A 24,616-nucleotide genomic window follows, 5' to 3' on the forward strand; every position below is an offset into this window, starting at 1 on the left:
TCTACACAGAGTAGAACACTCTTTCCCTACACGACGCTCTTCCGATCTGCCCTATATCCTATAAATGCTTAGGAGTAAGCCCTTCTCCGCTACTCCTTATGAATGATTTTTCAAGTCATTTTTTAATATCCAGAATATAGCATATTTCATAAAATAATTGTATGTTTGAACATTTTGTTGGAAATATTTCCTATTTCTGTGCTATACTGTCCAAGATTGAACATTTTTGTTCATGAAAAATAAGGAGAAATAAATGGGGATTAATGAAAGAAAAAGAGAAATTGTTGAAAGCCTAAACCAGCATAACGGCTTTGCCAGTATCAATTACCTATGTAAGAAGCTTTATGCTTCCCGTTCTACGATTCGAAGAGACCTGATGTCTCTGGAAGAAGATGGCATACTGAAGCGTTCCCACGGCTATGTTTCTTTGGTGGTAAAGTCTGCGAAAGAAAGCCCTATCAGTATGCGACAAATAGAAAATTTGGATAAAAAACAAATCATTGCAAGAAAAATGGAGCCGCTAATCAAAGACGGTATGGTAATCTTCTTGGACTCTTCTTCCACCGTTTGTCAGCTGGCTCCTATTTTAAAGACAAAGCAGCACCTTACCATCATCACCAATGGCATCAATATTGCCAACGAATTATCCCATGCGCAAAACCTGACCTGCTTTCTTTGTCCGGGCGTTCTGAAGCACAAGAGTCTTTCGATTGTGGGGGAGTTCACCTCCCAATTTATCAAGAACTTTCATGCAGAGCTTGCCATCCTGTCCTGCAAAGCGATTCAGGAAAAGGGCATCTTCGAAGGAGATGATTCCCAGGGCTTAGTCAAAAAAAGCATGATGGAAAATGCGGAAAAAACCATCCTGCTTTGTGATAACAGCAAGGAAAATGCTGTTGGCTTCTTTAAGCTGACAGACTTTCAGGCCCTATCCTGTCTGGTGTCGGATGCCCCCTTCTCCCCCTCCTTACAGAGGGCTTTGAAGGAGCAGATTCCAATGCTTATTTACTAAGATGAAATAGAAACAATCCATCTTTTTGACAAATATAAAAGCTTTACACAGCATAGCTTAAATGAGAGGCAATCTGAGCCCGTTGGCACTTACGAAAAACAAATGAAATGAAGTTTTTCGCTTAGTGTCCACTACGAAGGCGAAGTTAGCGGGAGCGTGCCTCGAATGCAAGCTATGCTGTGGAAAGCTTATTTACATAATTCCACAGAAATTTTTTATATTCTATAGTTCCTTAACCATTTGGAACACCTTCTCCAAATCATTTTCTGTATTCACCCTCTGTCGCCAGCGGGCTGCATTTTCCAAGCCTTCCATATACCAGGAAAGATGCTTCCGCATTTCCAATAGCGCCAGATGCTCTCCCTTAATCTCCACCATAAGCTTTAGATGCCGAAGCATCATTTCCTTTCTTTCCGAAAGGCTCACCGGCGGAAGCTTCTTCCCTTCAGAGAGAAGGCTGACACAGGCTCGTATCAAAAAGGGATTCCCTTGGATTCCCCGGGCCAGCGCAATACCGTCTACCCCGGTGGAAAGGAGCATGGCCAGAGCATCCTCTTCTTGGAAAATGTCTCCGTTTCCAAAGACGGGAATCTTCACGGCTTCCTTGGCTTCCTTAATATATTGCCAATTGGCCTTTCCTCTATAATATTGCTCTCTGGTTCTGCCGTGAATGGTCACGGAAGCCACCCCGGAGGCCTCTGCCATTTTCGCAAATTCCACCACATTGATAGCATCATCCGTAAAGCCGATGCGAAACTTTACTGTAAGAGGTTTCTTCAAGGCTTTTGCCATGCTGCTTAAAACCTGTTCCGCTAATGGAAGGTTGGTCATTAAAGCAGAGCCCTCCTGATTCCGTACCACCTTAGGCACGGGACAGCCCATATTCACATCAATGCCGTCAAAGTCCTCTTCGATTCGACAGGCCATTTCCGCCATCAAGGCCGGATCAGAGCCAAAAAGCTGTGCCGATACAAGCCCCGGTTCTCCTTTGTGTTCAAGCAAAGAATCGGTATTTTGATTGCCATAGTAAATGGCTTTCGCCGACACCATTTCCGTAAAGGATAAACTTAAGCCCATTTCCTTACAAAGAATACGGTAAGGAAGATCTGTCACCCCTGCCATGGGCGCCATCAGGATATTTCCGGGAAGCTTACAATCCTTTAAGGAAATCGGCCGAAAGAGGTTTTCTCCCCCCTCTTCTTCTCTTTTTTCCAAGGCCTCCTCATAGGAAAAGTCGGATATTCCGTGACTTCTCACGATTTCTTCTATTTTTTCTTTTTCAACAAAATATTCGATACTGTCCTTCTTTCTACTCTAAAGCAATGCATAGACTCCTCTTACTTTTTCTCTATATTTTGAAGCATTGCATCGACTTCTCTTACTTCTTCTCTAGATTCTGCAATCCTGCATAATACTCTTCCAGCTTGGAAAAGAGCTCCTTATAGTCCTTTTGAATCTGCTTCTTCTTTAGCTCTGCCCCTATGGGGTCATAAAGATAGTCCGCCTCCTCTGCAATGCTGATAAGCTCCAGCCTTCCTTCTTCTCCGAATTGCATCAGAAACACGCCGCCGATTTCCTCTGTATAAGTAACGGTGATTTTTTGCAGACTTTCCTGCACCTCTTTAGGCAGAAGAGAAAAGCGGGGATTAAAAAAATACTGTTCTCTATAGGAATTGGCACCGCAGAGCACCTTCTCTTCTTCTTTTTTTAGCGCTTCCTGATTCATTGCTTTTTCATCCATTGTTTTGCTCCTTTCGGATTTTTTGCCTGTCCCATCATAACATAAAATGAGATAGTGCACACTACGCGAGGGATAATCATTAAGAATAAAGTGAAACAATGCACACTACGCCGGCGATACTCGTCAAAAAAATAGAGGGAAAGAATCCGAAATTTCTTCCGACTTCTTCCCTCTTATTCTAAAGATTTTCTCTTATCTTACCAGAAGCTGAGCGATACGATACTGCTCCTCAGAAATATCCTTCTTCATGCGCAGTGCTTCCTGAATATCGTAATCTACAAATTCGCCCTTCTTGTATGCCACAAGACGGTTGGACTTTCCTGCCAAAAGCAGCTCCACTGCCTTAGCGCCCATAATGGAAGCATAATAACGGTCTTTACAGGTTGGAGATCCGCCTCTCTGCATGTGTCCTAAAATGGTAGCTCGGGTTTCGATACCGGTTGCCGCCTCAATTCTCATTGCCATGGAGGAAGAATGTCCGATTCCCTCCGCATTGATAATGATGTAGTGCTTCTTTCCTCTTTTTCTGCTTTCAATAATGCGGTTAATGATGGCCTGCTCGTCTCCATCATACTTCTCCGGCAGGAGAATTTCTTCCGCACCATTTGCCACACCACACCAAAGAGCGATATAGCCTGCGTGTCTTCCCATTACTTCGATAATGGAGCAACGCTCGTGGGAGGTAGAAGTGTCTCGAATCTTATCAATAGCCTGCATAGCGGTATTGATAGAGGTATCAAAACCGATGGTATAATCTGTGCAGGCAATATCCAAATCAATGGTTCCGGGAACACCAATAGTATTAATCCCTAAGGAAGAAAGCTTTCCCGCTCCCATAAAGGAGCCGTCTCCACCGATAACTACCATGCCGTCAATGCCGTGCTTTTTACAAATCTCCGCACCCTTTTTCTGTCCTTCCGCAGTAGTGAACTCCTTACATCTTGCGGTGTAGAGTACAGTACCTCCGCGGCTTACAATATCGGAAACAGAGTGGCTGTCCAATTCTTTGATTTCTTCCTCTAAAAGTCCTGCGTAGCCACGCATAACACCCTTAACCTTTAAGCCATTGTGAATCGCGGTTCTTACCACGGAACGAATCGCCGCATTCATTCCGGGAGCATCTCCTCCGGAAGTCAAAACACCAATTGTTTTTACTGCTTTCCCTGCCATAACTGCCTCCAATCTACCTTACTGTTTTTATTTTATTCTTTACCGTTTCTCTATACCGGTCTTACCACCTGTTCCGCCATGTATTTTTTTCTGAACAAGTACATTATATTACTCTATCCTTAAGCATTTTTCAAGGATTTTAGCTGTTCTTTCACATTTTCCGGACCTACAATTTTTGCAAGATTTTCCAGCAATTCTTGGGAAGATTGTACAGCATAAAGCTTCCCTAAGCGTTTTATAGCCTTTTCTTTCCTAAGGTAAATGGCCACGGTACTTTCGCCTCCCTCTTGAGACAGGCATTCCAAAACTTCCTTTTCCTTCTCCAGATAGGCCTCTTTGTCGGAAAATTGCAACCAAATTTCTTTCGGCAAATTTTCAAAAGCTATAATTTTTTCAGCAATCAATTTTCCGTTGGCTTCATCGCTCATTTGTACTCTGCCGTAGACAAAGACCTTTCTATCCTCCTGTATCAGCTCCTCCGTAAGCTCATAGGTCTTAGGGAATACCACCACTTCCATGGAGCCGGTATTGTCTTCCAGAGTCACAAAGGCCATCATATCATTTTTCTTGGTAATCCGCCTGTTAATGCCGGTAATCATTCCTCCTACGGTACAATGCTCATCGTCCACAAGATTCTTCTCTTCCTCTATCGCTTCCAGGGAGAAGTCTCTGGCTCTTCTGCTGCAAAGCTGCTTTAGGAGCGCCCTGTCACTGTCCAAGGGGTGTCCGGAAAGATATACACCTAAGGCATCCTTTTCATTTCGCAGAAGCTCAGCCTTTGGAAATTCTTCCAAATCCGGAAAAATCAGCTCAAATTCCTGTCTTTCCTCCGCCTCTTCTCCCAAAAGATCCAAAAGGCTCATCTGCCCTGCAATCTGATCCTTCTTTCCCTTCTGTAAATCCTCCAAAACCTCCGGAAGCATCACCAGCTTTTCCCTTCTGTTTCCTTCCAGATTATCAAAGGCTCCTGCATGGATAAAAGACTCCATGGCTCTTCGGTTAATGCCTCTTTGGCTTAGTCGTTGTACCAGATCTTCAAAGTTTCTAAAGGGGCCGTTCTTTCTTTCCAGAATAATCTGCTCAGCGGCGGATCTTCCTACGCCCTTTACCGCGGATAGGCCGTAACGAATCTTTCCCTCTTTCACGGAGAAGCCCACCTCTGCCAGTTGAATATCCGGAGGCAGAATCTCTATTCCCTGTTCTCTGGCTACCTCGATATACTCAGCGGTTTTCACCGTGTTATCCATAAAGGAGCTCATGGTAGCGGCATAAAATTCCGGAGCATAGTAATACTTTAAATAGGCGGTTTGATAGGAAAGCAGGGCATAGCTTACCGCATGAGACTTATTAAAGGCATACTTGGCAAAGTCAATCATCTTATCGTAAATCCGGTTTGCCACCTCTTCAGAAATCCCTTTGGAAATACAGCCTGCAATGCCTTCTTTCGCATTGCCGTAGACAAAGCTCTGTCTTGCCTCCTCCATGACGGAGGTCTTCTTCTTGGACATGGCTCTTCGTAAGAGATCCGATCCGCCCATGGTAAAGCCTGCCAGGTCACGCACAATCTGCATAACCTGCTCCTGATACACAATTACCCCATAGGTATTTTTCAGGATGGATTCCATCTCCTTACAGTCATAGTGTACGATAGCAGGATTCTTCTTTCCGGCAATATAGTCCGGAATAAAGTCCATAGGCCCCGGACGATACAAAGCCACTCCCGCAATAATGTCATCCAGACAGGAGGGCTGTAATCGTTTCATAAAGTTTACCATTCCCGCTGATTCCAGCTGGAACACGCCGGCACAATCCCCTTTGGAAAGCATGGCGTAAACCTTGGCATCATCATAGGGCAGTTTGTCCAAGTCCAGCTTTACCCCGTGATTTTCCTCTATAAAACGAAGGGCATCCTGAATTACCGTCAGGGTGCGAAGGCCTAAAAAGTCCATCTTTAATAGCCCCAGCTCCTCTATGGTGGTCATGGTAAACTGGGTGGTAATGGAACCGTCGGAGCCTCTGGACAGCGGCACATAGTCGGAAACCGGACTTCCGGCAATTACCACTCCTGCCGCATGCATGGAGCTGTGCCGGGGAAGTCCCTCCAAACGAAGGCACATATCTATCATTTGCCTGGTTTCCTCTTCCGTATCATAAAGATTTTTTAGCTCTTTGCTGACACTTAAGGCCTTTTCCAAGGTCATATTTAATTCGTTTGGCACAAGCTTTGCCAGCTGGTCACATTTGGCATAGGGAATATCCAGTACTCTACCCACATCTCGGATTACCCCTCTTGCCGCTAAAGTTCCGAAGGTGATAATCTGGCTGACCTGCTCTTTTCCATACTTCTTTCCTACATAGTCAATGACTTCCTGTCGTCTTTCGTACTCGAAGTCCACGTCGATATCCGGCATGGTTACACGTTCCGGGTTTAAAAATCGCTCGAAAAGCAGCTGATGTTCCATGGGGTCAACATCCGTAATCCCTATAGCATAGGCCACAATGGAGCCTGCCGCGGAGCCTCTTCCCGGCCCCACCGCTATGCCGTGGGTTTTGGCAAAATGAATATAGTCCCAAACCACCAAAAAATAGTCCACAAAGCCCATATCGGAAATGGTATTTAACTCATAGTAGAGCCTGTCCTTATTTTCCTGCCGGCTCTCACCGTAGCGTTTCTCCAGCCCCTTTAGACAAAGCTCCTCCAAATAGCTGTAGGCCGTATAGCCCTCCGGCACAGGGTATTTCGGCAAATGATATTCCCCAAAGGTAATATTCACCTGGCAACGCTTGGCAATTTTTGCGGTATTTTCTAAAGCTTCCTTCGCATAAGGAAACAGTTCTTCCATCTCCTCTTCGCTTTTGATATAGAACTGTCCTCCGGGATAGCGCATTCTATCCTCGTCCATCAGTTTTTTTCCGGTCTGCAAGCAAAGCAGGATGTCATGGGCCTTGGCATCCTCCTTATAGGTGTAGTGAATATCATTGGTCACCACTAAGGGAATTCCGGTTTCTTCATGGAGGCGTAACATGCCCTGATTCACCAGCTTCTGCTCCGCATAGCCGTGGTCCTGCATTTCCAAAAAGAAATTCCCCTTCCCGAAAATGCCTTCATAGCGAAGTGCCGCCTGCTTTGCTTCCTCATACTGAGAAAGCCGAAGATTTCTGGATACCTCTCCCGCAAGGCAGGCGGATAGAGCAATAATCCCCTCATGGTATTTTTCCAAAACTTCGTAGTCCACTCTGGGCTTATAGTAATAGCCCTCGGTGAAGCCCAGGGACACCAGCTTCATCAGGTTATGATAGCCTGTATCATTTTCCGCAAGAAGCACCAGATGGTAGTATCTGGCCTCTCCCTTCTGGATAAAGCGTTCCTCCATGGAACGGCTTAAATAAATCTCCGATCCCAGAATCGGATGAATCCCCTGCTTCTTTGCCTCTTTATAAAAGTCAATTACACCGTACATAACCCCATGGTCTGTAAGGGCAATGGAGTCCATTCCAAGCTCCTTCACCCTGGCAATCATCTCCGGAATCTTTCCGGAGCCGTCCAACAAACTATAGCTGCTATGTACATGTAAGTGTGTAAATGCCATTTTCTATCCTTCTATCCGCAAGACCTTCGCCTTAAACCCTTTATCCTAACCTCTATACTGTACAGGCTAATTTCCGTATTGCCTAGTCTTTTTGTATATAAAAAGGAGCCCGTTTCCGAGCTCCTCTGTTTAAATCGCTTCTCCAAGAAGATATCCGCTGATTGCTGAAATCGCATCCTCTTCATCTTCTCCCTCTGCAGATACATATAGCTCTGCGCCGTTATTAATGCCGAGTGCCATCATCCCCATAATGGATTTTGCATTTACCCTTCTGCTTCCCTCCGTCATATAGATGCTGGATTGAAAGCGACTGGCAATCTGTACGAGCATCGCCACCGGATGATCATCTGTTTTGTTTGATAAGTTAACGGTTACATTACTGTCTTTCATGGTCTGTGCCTCCCTGGTGCATTTGAGCTCCCTAAACGCAGAGTGTCCTCACTCCATCCTCAGTTCCAAAGCTGTCTGTCTAAATTGTCTTGAAAATGCAGGCCTAACCAATGTACCTTTGCGAGGAAAGCTCCTCTTTAGCATATTTTATTTTTTTAATCCTATTTCTTATGCGTAGCGGAATGTTCCTCCCGAAGTTCTTTTGCAATTCTGGCCAATTTACGCAGGCGATGATTCACCCCGCTCTTTCCTATGGGGGGTTCCAATCCCTGTGCGAGTTCCTCCAAAGAAGCATCCGGGTATTGCAAACGACGCTTTGCCACCTCTTGCAGGGCCTTCTCCAGTTGATCCAGTCCTAAGACTTCCTCGATGTATTGAATTTCTTCCTGCTGCTTTAAACTGGCTTTCACGGTGCGATTAATGTTGGCGGCTTCAAAGTTCACGCGCCGGTTAACATTTTCGCTGACTTCCTTTAAAATGCGGGCATTCTCCAATTCCATCAAGGCATCCACTGCCCCTAAGAGCTTTAAAACATCTGCGATTTCCGAAGCATCCTTTAGGTATACCATCCGGTTTTTGCCTCTTTTTCCCTGCTTTGGATGTAGAGAATAATGCCGTAGAATTTCTTCTACTTCTCTGCCCTCCTCTTCTTCGGAAAAAACAAATTCCAAATGATATTCTTTTTGGGGATTAGTCAAAGAAGCGTTGGAAAGAAAAATCTGTCGCAGTTTTTCCCTTCTTCCCTTCTCATCATCTGCCCTAATTTTAAAGGTTTTTTCCAATGCTGTAAAGTCAATTCTCCTTAGCTCCTCCTTGACTTTCTGGGAAAAAGAGGCTTTTTTTGCTTGTTTTTCTTCTGCCATCACTTTTGTCTCTTGGTAATTTTCTACGCTGTTTTTCGTTATTTTTTCTATTTTTTATGAGGTTTTTATATTTTTTAGGACTTATATCATTTCTTTATATCCCTATGTTCCAGTCGAATCCCATAATCCGCATGTTCCTTTAGGGATTGATACAATTTTTCCGCCATAGTGACGGAACGGTGCTTTCCTCCGGTGCAGGCCAGTCCCAATACCAGCTGATTTTTCCCTTCCGCTACATAAAGAGGAAGGAGGAATTGAAACAAATCCACCAGCTTATCTAAAAAGATTTGCGCATTTCCATCCTGAAACACAAAATCCTGGACTTCCTTTTCCTCCCCGGTATGGGTCCGTAAATTCGGGTCATAATAGGGGTTTGGTAAGAAGCGCAGGTCAAAAAGAAGATCCAAGTCCTCCGGCATTCCGTATTTAAAACCGAAGGAAAGAATGGAAAGCTGAAGATTTTGATACTTTTTCTCCTCCTGCACAATCTCCTTAAGCTGCTGCCGGAGATTTTTTGTTAAGAGTCTGGAGGTATCAATGATTAAATCCGCCTTCTTTCGAAGAAAGGCCATCTTCTCTCTTTCCTTTGTGATGCCATCCTGAATCCTGCCTTCTTTGGACAGAGGATGACTTCTTCTGCTTTCCTTATAGCGTTGAATCAGCACTTCATCACTCGCATCCAGGAAAAGAATTCGAAAGGGCACCTTCTTTTCTTCTCGCCAGCTTTCAATTATCTTTTCCAATTCCGAAAGCTCTTTTCCGTTTCTGCTGTCAATCCCTAAAGCTGTCCTTTGTTCATTTTCCCTACTGGAGAGCAAGAGCTCCAAAAAAGAATTCATAAGCCCTATGGGCAGGTTGTCAATACAGTTAAAACCGAAGTCCTCCAAATGCTTCAGACAAACGGTTTTGCCCGCCCCGCTCATACCGGTTACAATTAAAATTTCCCCCACAGCTTTACCTCTGTTTCTAAACGCACTCCCTGCTTTTCTTCCACAATTCGAATCACTTCCCTGATCAGTCGGTAAATCTCTTTGGCGCCGGCTCCTCCCAGGTTCACCACAAAACCGCAATGTTTATCGGACACCGCCGCTCTTCCCATTTGAAAGCCCCTTAAGCCGCTGACTTCAATAAGGCGGGAAGCATAGTCTCCCTCCGGTCTTTTAAAGGTGGAGCCTGCTGAAGGCATATCCAAAGGCTGTTTTTCCTCTCTCCGTCTTTGATAATCCTGCATTTTTTCCCGGATTTCCGCAGGATTTCCTTTTTCCAAAAGAAAGCTTGCTTTTAGACAAATATCATTTTCCGATAGACAGGAATGTCTATAGGAAAAATCCATTTCGGAAAGCTCTTTCTTTTGAAGCTCTCCCTTCTCATTTAAAAGGAGTCCCTGATAAAAGAAATCCTTGATTTCTCCTCCATAGGCCCCGGCATTCATTTTCACTGCCCCTCCAAGGGTTCCGGGAATTCCGGACAGCGGCTCAAAGCCGGTGTAGCCGGCTTCCATGGCAACTTCCGCCATTTCCTTCAGGGTACAACCTGCCTCCGCCTCCAAAAGTCCCCGACCGTCCTCCTGCACCTTTATGCTACAAGCGGACAGATTATCCTTTAGTAAAATAACAGCTTCTTCCACACCCTCGTCGGAAACCAGGAGATTGGAGCCGTTCCCCAGAATCAGATAAGGTCGACTTGCCCTGTATAACTCCTGTACCAGCTCTTGTACTTCTTCTATGGTAAAGGGAATATAAAAGTCCTTTGCCTTTCCGCCAACCTTGAAGCTGGTATAGTCCTTTAAGCTCTGCTCCGTTCTATGCTCCATCCTGCTCTCTTTCCTCTAAAAATCTTCCGCTTCCTGTTTTTTCATGTTGGCGGTTACTCGCTCATACAGCACCTGTGCCGCATTGTACCCCATCTTTTTAGCTCTGTTATTAATGGCGGCACACTCTACGATGATAGCCACATTTCTTCCCGGACGAATGGGGATATCATAGCTGATAATATTGTTGCCTAAAAATTCTATATAGTTATCCTTTAATCCAAGACGGTCATAGTCCTTCTCCTTGGACCACTCCGCCAAATTAATGACCATATTCAGCGTTTGGGTGTCCTTCACCGATTCCACACCGAACATTTGCTTTACATCGATAATACCGATTCCTCGAAGTTCAATAAAATGCTTGGTAATGTCCGGTGCCGTTCCCACTAGGGACTCATCGGAAACCTTTCTTAATTCCACCACATCGTCGCTGACCAGACGGTGTCCTCTTTTAATCAGCTCCAATGCGGCCTCCGACTTACCGATTCCGCTGTCCCCCATGATGAGGACACCCTCTCCATATACATCCACCAATACGCCATGGACGGTAATCATCGGTGCCATCTTTACCTTTAACCAACGGATAATTTCTCCCTCCAGCTCCGTAGTAGGTCTCGGGCTGGATAAAAGAGGAATTCCGGCCTCCTGGCATGCGGAAATCATACAGGAATCCGGTTCAATGTCTCTGGCATAAATAATACAGGGGATAGGATACTTGGTAATCTCATTATATCTTGCCCTTCTCTCCGGTCTTTCCATCCGCATCAAATACGCCGTTTCCACATTTCCGATAATCTGCACACGCTCGGAATCAAACTGGGCAAAAAATCCTGCAAGTTGTAAAGCAGGACGGTTTACATCCGGAATCGTCATGTAAATCTGATCCGTATCTATTTCCGGAGTGAGATTCTTTAAATTTTCTTTTTTAATTAACTCCGATACACTCACCTTTTCCGCACTTTTCATGAAAACCTCCTGCTTTAGGGGGATGCATTGTCCCACTGTTTTTCTATCTTTTGCAGTATAGGTTTTTCAGGCTAAAATTGCAATCCCAAAGAAGCTATGCTACACTTCAAAATAGTCTTAATAAACGAGATATCGCACGCTTTGCGCACGATACTCGTTATGAATAAGATGTCCCGGGCGTTTATACGCCATTGTTTTTGAAGAAATAGTTCATCAGAAGATAAAAAAGATAAAGAATATACCGGGGAAAGGAGGAGAAGGCGAAAATGGAGAAGGACAAGGCAATCGGTATTTTTGATTCCGGTCTTGGGGGACTAAGTGTCTTAAGGAATCTCAAGCAGGAGCTTCCGGGGGAAGACTTTATTTTCTACGGAGATCAAAAGCATGCTCCCTATGGTGAAAAATCAGAGGAAGACGTACGTTCTCTGTCCCTCTCCGCCTATCGTTTTCTACAGGAAAAAGGGATAAAAGCCACTGTTATCGCCTGTAATACCGCCACATCCGCAGCCGCCCCCTATCTTCGGGAGCTGTTTCCGGAGGATATCATTATCGGTATGGAGCCTGCGGTAAAGCCTGCAGTAGAAGCATTACAAGATGAATCTAAATCGGATAAAACAAAAAAAAAGATTCTGATTATGGCTACAGAGCACACTATTCAAGGCGAGCGTCTGCACCAGCTGATTTCTCGTTTTGGAGATCCTTCCCAATTTCTTCTCCTCCCCTCCCCGGGTATCGTTCGTCTCTTAGAAGCAGGAAAGGGGGACAGTCCGGAAATGGAGGACTATCTTCATCAGCTTTTACTTCCCTATCAGAAAGAAGCCATTTCTTCTATTGTGCTGGGCTGCACTCATTTTCCTTTTGTAAAGGAACAGATTCAAAAAGCTCTGCCCTATCATGTTCAATTCTTTGACGGAGCGGAGGGCACAGCCAAGGAAACCCGGCACCGTTTGAAGGAGAGGGGGCTTTTGAAGGAAGGCGTACAAAAAGGAGAAGTAGTGCTTTTTAGCAGTAACGAAGACAGCTCTTTGATGGAGGCCTTTTACCGGAAGAATTGCCGTCCTTTTTCTTAAAAAAAATTTTTTTAGAAAAGTTCTTGACAAGTTTTCGGAAGTTTTGTATATTGTACGGGTGCCGCGAAAACGGCAGAAATAAGCGCCCTTAGCTCAGCTGGTAGAGCAGTAGACTCTTAATCTATTTGTCCAGGGTTCGAGTCCCTGAGGGCGCAGTTCTAAAGAATGTTGGAAGAGCAACATTCTTTTTTTTTTATTTTTTTCTAAAGACTTTGGCTTGTCCTTTCTCTTTCTTAAAAGCTTTGCTATACTCTGTAGGAAATAACTTTTGAGTAAAGGAGATTTTTATGCAAAAGATTTTAGTTTGCGATGATGATAAACAGATTGTAGAAGCCATTTCCATCTACCTTACCGGAGAAGGATATCAGGTGATTAAGGCATTTGACGGATATGATGTTTTAAAGATTTTGGAGAAGGAAAATGTGGATCTTATCATTCTGGACGTGATGATGCCCGGACTGGACGGTATCCGTACCACTTTGAAGATTCGAGAAAAAAGCTCCATTCCCATCATTATCCTCAGTGCCAAGGGAGAGGACACCGATAAGATTCTCGGCTTAAATATCGGTGCGGATGATTATATCACCAAACCCTTTAACCCCTTGGAGATGGTGGCCAGAGTAAAGTCCCAGCTTCGCCGCTACACCCAACTGGGCAATATGAATGAACAGTCTAAGGGAGAAGCCATTTACAGCTGCGGCGGTCTGGTGATTAATGATGACACCAAAGAGGTATCCGTAGACGGCGAGCTGGTAAAGCTTACGCCTATTGAGTACAATATTCTCCTTCTCCTGGTTCGAAATGCAGGAAAAGTCTTTTCCATTGACGAAATTTATACCTCTATTTGGAACGAGGAAGCCATCGGAGCGGACAACACCGTAGCGGTGCACATCCGTCATATTCGGGAAAAAATTGAAATCAACTCCAGAAAACCCAAATACCTGAAGGTAGTTTGGGGTGTGGGTTATAAAATCGAAAAGCAGGGAAAGAGCGAGGACTAAGCATGAAACGTCTTCTCCCTTTTTTGCTCCATTTTTTCATTTTATTTCTCTTTTCCATCAGTCTGGTGCTGTTGCATTTTGCCCCTAAGGGAAGTGATACCATTGCCTTTTTGCAGGAGAAGAACTATCTTTCTTCCTCCAGCTTCGACAGTGCGGTTTCGGAAAGCATCAATGATATCTTCGATTATATTGATCTTCGGGATCTTTTTGAAACCAGAGGTACCCTGGATTTAAACCATACCATAGCCCAGAGTGAAAGTAACGGCGCTACCCGTTCCTACAGTCTGGACTATTTGATTAAGTATGCCCGTTCCATGGGCTACTATTTAAATGAGAAAAATGAAATCATGGAAGACGGTCCCGCCACCGTCACCAAGGAACAGGACGAAAAAGAGCACCAGATTAAAGTCATTTACCGCGCCTATCTTCCGGATTACCAGCCTGCCAGCCCCGCTGACGGTTTTATGAGTCTGGGAAGGCTGTCAAAGGAAGCGCTGAGCTATTTGGCAAAATACTATGCGATTCGCTCCCGATATTTTGATCAGGGCTCCAATTTTCATTTTTATGTGGCCTATAGTAACGGCAATAATTCCACCTATTACAATAATGAAAATGACGGCACAGCGGAAAAAATTCAAAAGCTGGGAAAATATGTTTTTACAGACTCTTCCTCTTTGGAAATCAAAAGCAATTTAAAAACGATTCCTTCCAATCTGGTGCCTCTTCTGGAGGCCAGAGACCCTTATAAGGACGGTTCCTATGTCTTTGCTGCAGGGGTGGATACCTCTTTTCCTGTTCATGATCAATATAAGACCATGATGGAGGAGTATAGCATCCGAAGAAACCTGAGTATTCTGGGGGTGGTGCTTTTCTTCGGAAGTCTGCTTGCCTTTGTGCTAAGCTTTGCTTCCTTACTATTACACACCGGTAGGGGAGAAAATCGACAAATGATTCTTTATGCCATTGACCGGGTGCCCCTGGAAGGCATTTTAGCCATTGCTGTCTTTTGGTTCTTTTTTGCAGAGGTCTTCAATCGATACTTTTTCGACAGTTTGATTCTGGTGCTGGGAAAATTACCGGAACCCCTCTTCTTCCATAGGATGGGACTTTTCGCCCTTCGCTACACAGTTTTTCTGCCTTTGCTTCTTTCCTTGGTACGGCAGATGCGAAAGGGAATTTTATTTTCTTCTTCCTATAGCAGAAGAATTTGGAGTCTTCTGGAGAGTACCCTCTCCGCCAGCGGTTTTGCCCGCTCCCGACTCTACAGCGTCCTGCTTTTCGTCCTTCCGAATTTCCTGGGCATCGGACTTTTCGGCTATAATCTTTACTGCTTTTTCCACCAAAAAAGCCTTTTGCATCTGGGCTTTAGCCTGCTACTGCTCTTCCTTTTGATTTCCATCGACTACTACTCCTACTCCATCAGCAGGGGCTTAAAGGCGGCGGTAACGGAGCAGGTTAAGGCGGAGCGTTTAAAAACCGACCTGATTACCAATGTTTCCCATGATTTAAAGACCCCCCTTACCAGCATTATCAGCTATGTGGATCTTTTAAAGCGGGAAAATATTGAAAGCCCCAGAGTCCAAGAATATATCGCCGTTTTGGAGCAAAAGTCCGCACGTTTGAAGAATCTGACGGAGGATTTGGTGGAAGCCAGCAAGGCCAGCTCCGGAAATATCTCTTTGGAGCTTATCCCGATTCACTACACTGAGATTTTGCAGCAAAGTCTGGGGGAGTTCGAAGACAAGTTGGCGGCCCGCTCCTTACAGGTGCTAACCACCCTTCCCCAGGAGGATATTCTGATTCTGGCGGACGGTCGACAGCTTTTCCGTGTACTGGAAAATCTGTTAAACAACTGCTGTAAATATGCTTTACAGGGAAGCCGTGTTTATGTGGATTTGCAAAAGGATGAGGAAGAGGCTACCTTTACCATGAAAAATATTTCAGAAGCCCCCTTAAACGTTTCTCCGGAAGAGTTAACGGAACGTTTTGTTCGAGGAGACGTAAGCCGAAGTACAGAGGGCTCAGGCCTTGGCTTGTCCATTGCGAAAAGCCTGACCAAGCTGATGAACGGTAAAATGAAGATTGAAATTGACGGGGATTTGTATAAGGTTTCCCTTTCCTTCCCTTTAGTTAAAGAGGAATTGTAAGTTAAAGAAGATAAAACAATCTCTGAAAGAGGAATTGTAAATTGAAGAAGATAAAACAATCTCTGAAAAATGACCTGTGTCGATACAGTAGAAAAAGCCTCTATTTTGTTCTGCTTTTTTCCATGCTTTTCTCTTTTGTATTTTCCAAACAGGCTTTTGCAGATACCTGGCCTGCTTGCACCGATCAAATCGAAGCGGATGGTGCTTTGCTGATGGATGCCAAGTCATCCACTATTCTTTATGCCAAAAATGAGAATACCCACTACTTTCCCGCCTCCATCACCAAGGTTTTAACCGCCATCGTTGTCTTGGAGCATGTGGAAAATCTGGAAGAAAAGGTCACATTTTCCCAGGAAGCCACCAGAGGAAATCTGGAAAACAATTCCACTGTCATTGCCGCATCTCCGGGAGATAAGCTGAGTGTTCGAGACTGTCTTTACTCCCTGCTGCTTCATTCTGCCAACGACTGTGCCAATGCTCTGGCAGAGCATGTGGCCGGCTCCAACGAAAAATTCGCAGAGCTAATGAATCAAAAGGCAGCGGAAATCGGCTGTACGAATTCTCATTTTACCAATCCTTCCGGACTGAACAATCCGGAACACTACACCAGTGCTTTGGATATGGCAAAAATCATGCAGTACGCCATAAGCAATCCGACATTTTGCCAGATTGATGCTACCCAGGTATACACCCACGGCCCCTTGATTAAGTATCCGGATCCCAATGCCCCGGAAAACACCATCTATGCTCACCATAAGATGATGAAAAAAAGCAACAAGGAGTATTACAGCGGTGTATTTGCCGGAAAGACCGGATATACCCTTCTTGCCGGAAACACCTTGGTAACAGCCTGCAAAAGAGGGGATACTACCTTAATTTGCGTAATCTTAAACGGTCATAACTCCCAATATAGGGACAGCAAAAAGCTTTTTGATTTCGGCTTTGCCAATTTTAATTCTTACCCTGCGGAAAACAATGATCCACGCTTTTCCCAGTTGGAAAATCCCTGGACGGTAGACGGGCTCCCCTTGGTGGAAGCTTTGCATTTTACCGTAGGAAGAGATGAGCAAATCTGTCTTCCCAAAAATATTCCCATAACGGATATCGCCTCTACCCTATCCTACGATATCAGTGAGGCAGAAAAAGCCAGCGGAAAGGTAGCCAAGATCCTTTATCAGTACGATGGAAGGACCGTGGGCACGGCTTATGTGTATCTGGAGGATTCTAAAAGAGAGGAAGACAGCAAGGACCTTCCCAATACTTCTTTAAAGAAGGCGGAAAATATTCCAAAGCAGATTTCCGTAGCCATGGAGAGTCAGGAAAACGAAAGCAAGGCGGAAGAATCCACAGCCGTGGAAAAAACAAACCACGCCCCCATTGTCTTCGATAAGAAGGCAGGAAAAATCATCCTGCAAAAGCCTATCCTACGGGTGCTTCAGATTCTTTTTGCCATTTTCGCTCTGGTGCTTCTTTCTCTTCTCTTCCTCTATCTTTTCCAAAGAAGGGAAGAATTCTACAGAGCCAGAAGAAGAAAAAGAATGTTAAAGCACACAAAGGACCTTAGCCGAGAACAAAAGGCAAAGCGTGACCTGATGTTTGAAAAGCGAAAGAGACAAAAAAAATAGTTGAATGGGAAGGCATTTCTTTTTGAATCTTGAATGATTCATCTTGAGAAAGCCTATAGAAAAGCAAAAATAGTTTTTTTAGGAATTGTCCCGGAATTTTTAGAATATATTTCTTGTTCTCCTAAAGAAGCCGTGATAAAATTCATAATGCAATACTATTATTTTTTTCAAGCACTTTGTCGTAATACAATATGGTTTTAATTTTAAAGAAAAAATAGCAGGATAAGGGTCTATTTCATCAAGGAGGATAAGAATGGAAACATTACACGTTATGATTCCCAATGCGGACAGTGTAAACGAATTTGTGGAGGTTACAGGAGACTTCAATTTTGATATGGATTTATGCGACGGAAACCGTTGCGTAGACGCAAAATCCATTTTAGGAATTCTGTATCTCGGAGTGGGAAAGGTTCATGAGCTTTCCGTACCTGAAGAGCGCCTTAAGTTCGTGGAAGATAAGCTTTCGGCTTTCGTAGTTACCGAATAGAATTAAGAAAACAAAAAGAGCTACAGAACTGAATTACAATCTCTTCTGTAGCTCTTTTTTTATTATTGTAAAGTCTAAAAGTCTATAAGGTAAATCTTTCCTGTCTTTGCTCTTAACCTACTGGAAAGGATGCCATTTTCCGTGTAGCGCTTGGTTTGGCCTGCATTATAGCCTCTTCCATCGGTTTTCAGTACTCTTCGAATCTCCATCTTATCTGTAACGGATGCTCTCCAAAGGGGGATATCCAAAGTACAGTCCTCATCTCCGCAATAAATAATAATCAGTGCGATTTGATGTTCACTGCATCGAAGATAAGAAACCCAGTTTCTTCCGCTTTTCAGCAGCATAAGATTTCCGGTTCTGAGGGCGCTGGATGCCTTTCTGTGGGAAATCAGATAGCGATGATATTCTAAAAGCTCCAAATCTTCCTTTCCCCAAGGGTAAGGTCTTCGGCAATCCGGCTCTGTCCATCCGTATACGCCTACTTCATCTCCGTAGAACAGGGTGGGTGCTCCCGGCCAGGTAAATAGAAGCATGCTTGCCAAACGGAAAAGACCGAAGTCAATGCCGATTCCCGCATCATCAAAGCCGTCTTTCATTCTTCCGGCTCTTCTGTTGGTTCTGGTTAAGAAGCGGGAATGATCATGGTTGGACAGCTGATTCATAGCAGCATCCAAGGCATTTTCCGGAAGCTTTGCCATGTTATAACGCATGGTATTAAAGAATAGCTCTCCATCTCCGAATTTCTCCGGCTCAGCCCTGTCGGAATGCTTTTCCATACCGGTAAGAAACCAGCTGACCGGCTCCATAAAGGCATCATAGTTCATAATGCTGTCCCACTCCTGCCCTTTCAGCCAGGCGCTGGGATTTCCGTAATGCTCTGCTAAAATTACCGCATCTTCATTGGCCTCCTTCACCGCTCTTCGGAACTTCTTCCAAAATCTGTGGTTATAGGCTTCGCTGTGCCCTAAATCAGCCGCCACATCCAGGCGCCAGCCGTCACAGGAAAAGGGAGGACTAACCCATTTTTTTGCAATCGCTAAGATTTCCGCCTCCAGCTTGGGAGCATTTTCATAATTCAATTTCGGCAGAGTATCATTTCCCCACCACTTTTCATAGCTGTCATTTTCCGGCCAATCGCTCTCATCTTCCTTCGCAAAATGAAAGTAATCCAGATAGGGACTGTAATAGCTTTCATAAGCTCCCTTGGGATAGGGTGAACCCTCCCCGGTTTTGTAGAAATAGGAAGCATTCATATAGCGATGGAAGGAACCGCAGTGGTTAAAAACGCCGTCGATAATTACTCGCATCCCCCTCTTGTGGCAGGCCTCCACAAAAAGTAAGAACAGGGTATCACTGGCCTCCAGATTCTCTTTATCCGTACTGCGAATGCTGTACTTGGAGGCTTCTCTGTTGTCTGTTTCCCCCTTTGGTAGAACCTTGCCCCCGTCATTCACAATTCTTCCCAAATGGGGATCAATATGATCGTAATCCTGGGTATCATATTTATGATTGGAGGGAGACACAAAGAGGGGGTTGAAATATAGAACCTCTACCCCCAAATGCTCCAGATAATCCAGCTTCTCCCAAACCCCTTCCAAATCGCCGCCATAAAAGCGATGTACATCAAAGGACTCTACAGGGGCATCCCAATCCGAAACAGATTCTACAGGGCGTCCCAGATAAATATATTCCCTGTCCTCTACATTGTTCTTTCCGTCACTGTTTCGGAAACGATCCACAAAAATCTGGTACATGGTGGCACCTTTGATCCAGTTCGGAACAAAAAAATCCGGGAAAATGGAAAATGCGTACTGAATATCTAAATCTTCCGTTACCCCTAAACGGTTGTAATGGATAATCTCTTCTCCCTTTTCAATGCGAAAATAATAATGTAAGGGTTTATCCTTCAGCTTGATTTCCAATTCATAGTAATCAAAATAGTGGTCGCTGCTTTCCAGCTTCATTGCATAAATCTGCTGTTCATCCGGAAGATAAACCAAAACCCTGTCTACATCCTCCCTTAGGGTACGAAAACGAATGGTCACATCCGAAAAGGCCGGGCTCTCCTCCGGTTCCCGGTAAAACCCCTTTCCTATGCTATATAAGGCCTCTCGATTGATTCCTCTTTCCTCCATTTCGGAAATCCTCCTTTACTCCCCCAATCCTGAAAAAAGCGATACCGCCCTTCCCGAATTCCAATCAAAGCTTTGCAAACTTAAAGAATCACTTCTCCGATGTAGTTCAATGCTCTATACTTCTGGGCATAGTCAATGCCGTAGCCTACAACGAAAACATCCGGAACACAGAATCCCTTGTATTTTACATCTACCTCTACCTCTCTTCTCTCAGGCTTATCCAAGAGAGTACAGATTTCCAAAGAAGCGGGACGCCTTTCCCGAAGCAAATGCTCCAAATGGTGTAAGGTTCTTCCCGTGTCGATAATGTCCTCCACCAATAGAACATTCTTTCCTTCCAAGGGCTCATCCAAATCCTTTACAATCTTTACTACCCCGGAGCTTTGGGTTTGAGAACCGTAGCTGCTGACTGCCATGAAATCCATGGAAACTCGGGGATTGTTTAATTTTTTCGCCAGCTCACACATAAAGGGAGCCGCCCCCTTCAAAATACAGATTAAATGCAGGTCCTTTCCGGCATAGTCTCTTCCAATCTCCTCCGCCAGTTCACTTACCCGCTTTTCAATTTCCTCCTCCGAAAACAGTACTCGGATTTTTTCTTCTTTTTCCATATTGAGTCCCCCATTTACTATTTTCCTATAAAATTCCGGATTACATGATTTTAAAACTTTTCTAAAAGCAGTTGTTTTTGTTCCACTCTTGCCTGTACACCTTTCGGAAGAGAAAGCCTTCCACCGTTTCCCCTTTTCAACAAGTGGTCAATACCATGATAATGCAGCTTTCCAAACTCTGTGGTACTGCCCCTTAACAAAAAGATGGCTTCCTTATAGATTTCTCTGCGAAAAAGCGCATTTTCCTTTTTTAATTGGGGAATGGACAGAGAAATGCTTTTTCCCGAAGAGCTTTGCTCCCATTCTCCGTATTGCTCTATCCATTCTTTCGTCTTCTCTTGAAAATAGGCTTCCGTTTCCGAAAAAAGCTCTGCCGCCTCCAGCAAATGCTTTACCGCTCCGGCATTAATCTTCTCCAAAGCGGGTAAGATTTCCAAACGAAGATAATTTCTGGCATAGCTTTTGTCCCGGTTTGTACTATCCTCCCGATAGGGAATCCCCAATTCCTCCAGCCGCTTCAGAATCTCCTCTTTCCGTAAAGACAGGAGGGGGCGAAGAAGGATAATGCCTTCTTGATGGGGTTCTTGATTGGCTTCTTGATTGACTGCATAATGTGCTTCTTTTTCAGCCTCTGAGAGAAGCTCTTCTGCCTTCATGCCGCTAATTCCGGAAAATCCCGCCCCTCGAATCAAATGAAACAATATCGTTTCCGCCTGATCATCCATGTGATGCGCTAAGGCAATCTTTGTTTTTCGGCCGCTTTCCGCCTGCCAACAAAGAGCTTCTTCTTTTAAGGCTTTGTATCGAAGGGCTCTTGCCGCCTCTTCCAGTCCCAGTTTATTTTCCTCGGCATAATCCGGTACGGAACAAGTATATTCCAAAAAAGGCACTTGATATAGCTCCGCCTGCTGCCTGGAAAATGCAGCATCTTCTACAGCTTCTTCTCCCCTGATACCGTGTTGCACATGCATGGCTCTAAGAGAAAAAGAAAGATGGTTCTGTAATTCCTTTAAAAAATAAAAAAGATACATGGAATCCGCACCGCCGGAAAGAGCCAGCAAAATCTGCTCCCCTTCCCCTATCCACTGCTGTTTTTTCACTTGTAAAAATAGCTCGGTATCGATTCCTTTTCTCATTTTATCCCTGTATACAAAGGAAAAACGAAAGAAGAATCTTCCTCTTTCGCTTTTCTCTAATCCTAACCCTATGGCATAGATAAAGTCTATGCCATAGGGTTTTCCTCTTTCAGTGTTTACTCTTTCGGCCTTACTCTAATCTCATCCGGCATGTGGAATCCAATTTTCTCTCTTGCTTCTGCCATGATATACTCTTTGGTCTTCACATAGACTTTTTTCTCTTCCAGAGCTTTAGCCCGTTGCTCTTCCTTACTGTACTCCTCAGCCAAACTCTCTTCCATAGCAAGATAATTTTTATTTTTCTCCGTAAGTTCTCTGCCTCGAACAAAAATAACAATAGCAAGAAGGGCTACCACCATGAACAATCCCAGGACAGTAACCCCATGTTTAAACACTTTTCTTTTCTGTTTCTCTTGCTTTCTCATAGATATTGAAATAGCTCTGCCGCCTCATCCTTTCGCACAGTCTCTTGCACCGACAATACCTTGGCTTCTACTGCTTTTTCTCCGAAACGAATGCTGATGACATCTCCTACCTTTACGTCGTAGGAAGCCTTCTGCACTTTCCCGTTAACAGATATTCGACCGGTATCGCAGGCTTCATTAGCAATTGTGCGTCTTTTTATGAGACGAGATACCTTCAAATACTTATCCAGTCGCATGAAATTAGTTCACGCGATCCTTTAAAGCCTTACCTGCCTTGAATCTTGGAGCCTTGGAAGCAGCAATCTTCATGGTCTCTCCGGTTCTTGGGTTACGTCCCTCTCTTGCAGCTCTCTCAGAAACATCGAAAGTTCCGAAACCGATAAGCTGAACCTTATCACCCTTCTCTAAAGCCTCAGAAATGGCATCAAAAACAGCCTCAACTGCTAATCCCGCATCCTTCTTAGATAACTCTGCCTGCTTTGCTACTGCGGAAACCAAATCTACTTTATTCATCTTTCATCCTCCATAATCGCCGATTTTTCGGCGTAGTCTTGTTACTTGGGGCACAAAGCCCCACATACGAGTGCATTATAACTTTCTCCCTTTCTCCTGTCAACGAAAGCCTTGTAATTCCTAAGATTTCCTATGTTTTTTCCCTATTTTAGTAAAAATTTTGATAGTTTTTCTTTCGTTTTTAGGGCAACGTGGGAATATGTCTAAAAATCTCGACCGCTTCTTTTAAATCTATCTGCAAATTTTAAAGCTGTATCCTACATTATGGTAGTAGAGCTTCCGCTATCTCCTTCGCCTTTTCCATACTTTCCTGAATCTTGGGCAAATCCCGTAAATTCTTCTTTTTATATAAAAGCTTGGGAATCTCTCCATTTACAAATCGAATTTCCCCTTGGGACTCGGAAATCAAGGTAGGAATGGCAGCGGTATTGATTTTCGCCTTAGGAAAGAATAAAAAGTGAATTTCTCCCCTTTTGATCTTACACTCCGTTACCCCTACTTTATGAAGCAGATTTCGAAGGCTTGCCACCTGGAAGAGATTTTCCACCTGATAGGGCAGGTCACCGTAACGGTCTGTCAGCTCATCCTCCAAATCCATCTTCTCTTCTTCACTGCTTAAAAGGGCAATCTTTTGATAAGCCTCCAGCTTCTGCTCCTCATTTTCCATATAGCTTTCCGGAATAAAGGCATCCAAATCCACATCCAGCTGGGTTTCAAAGTCCTCCTCTTCCTGCTTTTCTCCCTTTTCCAGAAGCACCGCATGGCGAAGGAGCTTGGTATAAAGCTCATAACCCACCGCCTCCATGTGGCCGTGTTGCTCTGCTCCCAATACATTTCCCGCCCCGCGGATTTCCAGGTCTCTTAAAGCAATACGAATTCCGGAGCCCAGCTCCGTAAATTCCCGGATAGCCTTTAAGCGTTTTTCCGACTCTTCCGTAAGGCTTTTTCCTTTTTTATAAAGTAAAAATGCATAGGAGGTTCTGTTGGATCTTCCCACCCTGCCTCGAATCTGGTAAAGCTGGGAAAGCCCCATCTTATCCGCATCTTGAATAATCAGGGTATTGGCATTGGGAATATCCAGTCCGGTTTCGATAATGGTGGTGGATACCAGTACATCTATTTCTCCGGCAATAAAGGAAAGCATGATTTCTTCCAGTTCCTTCTCTCCCATCTGCCCGTGAGCATAAGCAATTCTAGCCTCCGGAAGCAGTTTTTGCAGGCGAAGCGCCGTATCCTCTATGCTTTTTACCCGATTATGCACATAGTAAACCTGACCGTTTCGCCGAAGCTCTCTGGAAATGGCCTCCCGAATGGTGCCTTCCTCCTCTTCCATTACATAGGTTTGGATGGGAAGTCTGTCCATGGGAGCTTCCTCCAGTATGGAAAGGTCTCGAATACCCACCAAAGACATGTGGAGAGTTCTGGGAATAGGGGTTGCGGAAAGGGTAAGCACATCCACATTTTCCTTTAAGGACTTGATGCGCTCCTTATGCTGTACCCCGAAGCGCTGTTCCTCATCCACCACCAAGAGCCCGAGATTTTTAAAATGCACATCCTTTGATAGTAATCTGTGGGTTCCCACTAAGATATCAATTCGTCCGCTGGCAAGCTGTTCCAGGGTCTTATGGACTTCCTTTTGACTCTGAAAACGGGAGAGAATTCCCACTTCCACCGGAAAGCCCTTCATCCTCTCCACAAAGCCATTGTAGATTTGCTGGGCCAAAATGGTGGTGGGGCAAAGGTAGGCCACCTGCTTGGAGTCCTGCACCGCCTTAAAGGCTGCCCGAAGGGCTATTTCCGTCTTTCCGTAGCCCACATCCCCGCAAACCAGACGGTCCATGATTTTCTCACTTTCCATGTCTTCCTTGGTGGCTTCAATGGCCAAAAGCTGGTCTCCGGTTTCCTCGTAGGGGAAGGCCTC

General features: G+C 44.6%; 22 protein-coding genes and 1 tRNA gene. 7 read left to right on the forward strand and 16 right to left on the reverse strand.

The window, feature by feature from the left end:
• Positions 1-253: 253 nt before the first annotated feature.
• Complete coding sequence (locus tag RYL27_RS05170; protein WP_314965716.1) at positions 254-1,012, forward strand: DeoR/GlpR family DNA-binding transcription regulator; 759 nt, start codon at positions 254-256, stop codon at positions 1,010-1,012.
• Between the two features lie 222 nt (positions 1,013-1,234).
• On the opposite strand, the gene dusB is transcribed toward RYL27_RS05170, so the two are convergent.
• From dusB to hprK, 9 genes are all read right to left on the reverse strand, one after another.
• Complete coding sequence (gene dusB, locus RYL27_RS05175) at positions 1,235-2,269, reverse strand: tRNA dihydrouridine synthase DusB (RefSeq protein ID WP_314965718.1); 1,035 nt, start codon at positions 2,267-2,269, stop codon at positions 1,235-1,237.
• A gap of 121 nt (positions 2,270-2,390) precedes the next feature.
• A complete protein-coding gene (locus tag RYL27_RS05180) occupies positions 2,391-2,753 on the reverse strand; it encodes a DUF6145 family protein (RefSeq protein ID WP_314965720.1) in 363 nt (120 codons plus the stop codon).
• Positions 2,754-2,945: 192 nt separating this feature from the next.
• On the reverse strand, positions 2,946-3,923 hold the full coding sequence (pfkA, locus tag RYL27_RS05185; RefSeq protein WP_314965722.1) for a 6-phosphofructokinase: 978 nt from the start codon (positions 3,921-3,923) through the stop codon (positions 2,946-2,948).
• A 119-nt stretch (positions 3,924-4,042) separates the two neighbouring features.
• Complete coding sequence (locus tag RYL27_RS05190) at positions 4,043-7,513, reverse strand: DNA polymerase III subunit alpha (protein WP_314965724.1); 3,471 nt, start codon at positions 7,511-7,513, stop codon at positions 4,043-4,045.
• Between the two features lie 129 nt (positions 7,514-7,642).
• Positions 7,643-7,903: an HPr family phosphocarrier protein gene (locus tag RYL27_RS05195; RefSeq protein ID WP_314667313.1), complete on the reverse strand. Its 261-nt coding sequence runs from the start codon at positions 7,901-7,903 to the stop codon at positions 7,643-7,645.
• Between the two features lie 161 nt (positions 7,904-8,064).
• Entirely contained in the window at positions 8,065-8,766 is a 702-nt protein-coding gene (gene whiA, locus RYL27_RS05200) for a DNA-binding protein WhiA (protein ID WP_314965727.1), read from the reverse strand.
• 86 nt (positions 8,767-8,852) lie between these two features.
• The gene (gene rapZ / locus RYL27_RS05205) at positions 8,853-9,689 is read right to left on the reverse strand and encodes an RNase adapter RapZ (RefSeq protein WP_314965747.1); all 837 of its coding nucleotides are present in this window, start codon (positions 9,687-9,689) and stop codon (positions 8,853-8,855) included.
• A gap of 11 nt (positions 9,690-9,700) precedes the next feature.
• Complete coding sequence (gene murB, locus RYL27_RS05210; RefSeq protein ID WP_314965730.1) at positions 9,701-10,579, reverse strand: UDP-N-acetylmuramate dehydrogenase; 879 nt, start codon at positions 10,577-10,579, stop codon at positions 9,701-9,703.
• A 15-nt stretch (positions 10,580-10,594) separates the two neighbouring features.
• The gene (gene hprK, locus RYL27_RS05215; RefSeq protein ID WP_040648658.1) at positions 10,595-11,542 is read right to left on the reverse strand and encodes an HPr(Ser) kinase/phosphatase; all 948 of its coding nucleotides are present in this window, start codon (positions 11,540-11,542) and stop codon (positions 10,595-10,597) included.
• 266 nt (positions 11,543-11,808) lie between these two features.
• Between hprK and murI the strand changes: the two genes are divergently transcribed.
• The 6 genes from murI to RYL27_RS05245 all read left to right on the forward strand — a co-directional run bounded on the left by murI (position 11,809) and on the right by RYL27_RS05245 (position 17,872).
• Positions 11,809-12,612, forward strand: coding sequence for a glutamate racemase (gene murI, locus RYL27_RS05220; RefSeq protein ID WP_314965732.1), 804 nt, complete (start codon positions 11,809-11,811; stop codon positions 12,610-12,612).
• A gap of 82 nt (positions 12,613-12,694) precedes the next feature.
• A tRNA-Lys gene (locus tag RYL27_RS05225) sits at positions 12,695-12,767 on the forward strand.
• A 132-nt stretch (positions 12,768-12,899) separates the two neighbouring features.
• Positions 12,900-13,613 carry a response regulator transcription factor gene (locus RYL27_RS05230; protein WP_007156657.1) on the forward strand — a complete coding sequence of 238 codons (714 nt, stop codon included), beginning with the start codon at positions 12,900-12,902 and terminating at the stop codon, positions 13,611-13,613.
• A gap of 2 nt (positions 13,614-13,615) precedes the next feature.
• Positions 13,616-15,760: a sensor histidine kinase gene (locus tag RYL27_RS05235; protein ID WP_314965734.1), complete on the forward strand. Its 2,145-nt coding sequence runs from the start codon at positions 13,616-13,618 to the stop codon at positions 15,758-15,760.
• Between the two features lie 41 nt (positions 15,761-15,801).
• Entirely contained in the window at positions 15,802-17,385 is a 1,584-nt protein-coding gene (locus RYL27_RS05240; RefSeq protein ID WP_314965736.1) for a D-alanyl-D-alanine carboxypeptidase family protein, read from the forward strand.
• 253 nt (positions 17,386-17,638) lie between these two features.
• A complete protein-coding gene (locus tag RYL27_RS05245; RefSeq protein WP_007156661.1) occupies positions 17,639-17,872 on the forward strand; it encodes an HPr family phosphocarrier protein in 234 nt (77 codons plus the stop codon).
• A 74-nt stretch (positions 17,873-17,946) separates the two neighbouring features.
• Here RYL27_RS05245 and RYL27_RS05250 read toward each other — a convergent pair whose 3' ends face one another.
• From RYL27_RS05250 to RYL27_RS05280, 7 genes are all read right to left on the reverse strand, one after another.
• On the reverse strand, positions 17,947-20,010 hold the full coding sequence (locus RYL27_RS05250) for a glycoside hydrolase family 13 protein (RefSeq protein WP_314965739.1): 2,064 nt from the start codon (positions 20,008-20,010) through the stop codon (positions 17,947-17,949).
• 80 nt (positions 20,011-20,090) lie between these two features.
• Positions 20,091-20,621: a hypoxanthine phosphoribosyltransferase gene (gene hpt, locus RYL27_RS05255; protein WP_314965740.1), complete on the reverse strand. Its 531-nt coding sequence runs from the start codon at positions 20,619-20,621 to the stop codon at positions 20,091-20,093.
• Between the two features lie 50 nt (positions 20,622-20,671).
• Positions 20,672-21,757 carry a tRNA lysidine(34) synthetase TilS gene (gene tilS, locus RYL27_RS05260; RefSeq protein ID WP_314965743.1) on the reverse strand — a complete coding sequence of 362 codons (1,086 nt, stop codon included), beginning with the start codon at positions 21,755-21,757 and terminating at the stop codon, positions 20,672-20,674.
• 116 nt (positions 21,758-21,873) lie between these two features.
• Complete coding sequence (locus tag RYL27_RS05265; protein ID WP_314965744.1) at positions 21,874-22,152, reverse strand: septum formation initiator; 279 nt, start codon at positions 22,150-22,152, stop codon at positions 21,874-21,876.
• Between the two features lie 26 nt (positions 22,153-22,178).
• The gene (locus tag RYL27_RS05270; protein ID WP_007156667.1) at positions 22,179-22,418 is read right to left on the reverse strand and encodes an RNA-binding S4 domain-containing protein; all 240 of its coding nucleotides are present in this window, start codon (positions 22,416-22,418) and stop codon (positions 22,179-22,181) included.
• A gap of 4 nt (positions 22,419-22,422) precedes the next feature.
• Positions 22,423-22,695, reverse strand: coding sequence for an HU family DNA-binding protein (locus RYL27_RS05275; protein WP_007156668.1), 273 nt, complete (start codon positions 22,693-22,695; stop codon positions 22,423-22,425).
• Between the two features lie 262 nt (positions 22,696-22,957).
• Positions 22,958-24,616 (reverse strand): DEAD/DEAH box helicase (locus tag RYL27_RS05280; RefSeq protein WP_314965746.1); only part of this gene is annotated, 1,659 nt, incomplete at its 5' end.

Origin of the sequence: Oribacterium sinus (genome assembly GCF_963537195.1) — a bacterium.
Lineage (GTDB): Bacteria > Bacillota > Clostridia > Lachnospirales > Lachnospiraceae > Oribacterium > Oribacterium sinus_A.

What these genes read in the sequence shown, in the direction of transcription:
- RYL27_RS05170 (WP_314965716.1), top strand. Translation starts at nt 254, where the DNA reads ATGGGGATTAATGAAAGAAAAAGAGAAATTGTTGAAAGCCTAAACCAG.
- RYL27_RS05180 (WP_314965720.1), bottom strand. Translation starts at nt 2,753, where the DNA reads ATGGATGAAAAAGCAATGAATCAGGAAGCGCTAAAAAAAGAAGAAGAG.
- pfkA (WP_314965722.1), bottom strand. Translation starts at nt 3,923, where the DNA reads ATGGCAGGGAAAGCAGTAAAAACAATTGGTGTTTTGACTTCCGGAGGA.
- RYL27_RS05190 (WP_314965724.1), bottom strand. Translation starts at nt 7,513, where the DNA reads ATGGCATTTACACACTTACATGTACATAGCAGCTATAGTTTGTTGGAC.
- RYL27_RS05195 (WP_314667313.1), bottom strand. Translation starts at nt 7,903, where the DNA reads ATGAAAGACAGTAATGTAACCGTTAACTTATCAAACAAAACAGATGAT.
- whiA (WP_314965727.1), bottom strand. Translation starts at nt 8,766, where the DNA reads ATGGCAGAAGAAAAACAAGCAAAAAAAGCCTCTTTTTCCCAGAAAGTC.
- rapZ (WP_314965747.1), bottom strand. Translation starts at nt 9,689, where the DNA reads ATGAGCGGGGCGGGCAAAACCGTTTGTCTGAAGCATTTGGAGGACTTC.
- murB (WP_314965730.1), bottom strand. Translation starts at nt 10,579, where the DNA reads ATGGAGCATAGAACGGAGCAGAGCTTAAAGGACTATACCAGCTTCAAG.
- hprK (WP_040648658.1), bottom strand. Translation starts at nt 11,542, where the DNA reads ATGAAAAGTGCGGAAAAGGTGAGTGTATCGGAGTTAATTAAAAAAGAA.
- murI (WP_314965732.1), top strand. Translation starts at nt 11,809, where the DNA reads ATGGAGAAGGACAAGGCAATCGGTATTTTTGATTCCGGTCTTGGGGGA.
- RYL27_RS05230 (WP_007156657.1), top strand. Translation starts at nt 12,900, where the DNA reads ATGCAAAAGATTTTAGTTTGCGATGATGATAAACAGATTGTAGAAGCC.
- RYL27_RS05235 (WP_314965734.1), top strand. Translation starts at nt 13,616, where the DNA reads ATGAAACGTCTTCTCCCTTTTTTGCTCCATTTTTTCATTTTATTTCTC.
- RYL27_RS05245 (WP_007156661.1), top strand. Translation starts at nt 17,639, where the DNA reads ATGGAAACATTACACGTTATGATTCCCAATGCGGACAGTGTAAACGAA.
- RYL27_RS05250 (WP_314965739.1), bottom strand. Translation starts at nt 20,010, where the DNA reads ATGGAGGAAAGAGGAATCAATCGAGAGGCCTTATATAGCATAGGAAAG.
- hpt (WP_314965740.1), bottom strand. Translation starts at nt 20,621, where the DNA reads ATGGAAAAAGAAGAAAAAATCCGAGTACTGTTTTCGGAGGAGGAAATT.
- tilS (WP_314965743.1), bottom strand. Translation starts at nt 21,757, where the DNA reads ATGAGAAAAGGAATCGATACCGAGCTATTTTTACAAGTGAAAAAACAG.
- RYL27_RS05270 (WP_007156667.1), bottom strand. Translation starts at nt 22,418, where the DNA reads ATGCGACTGGATAAGTATTTGAAGGTATCTCGTCTCATAAAAAGACGC.
- RYL27_RS05275 (WP_007156668.1), bottom strand. Translation starts at nt 22,695, where the DNA reads ATGAATAAAGTAGATTTGGTTTCCGCAGTAGCAAAGCAGGCAGAGTTA.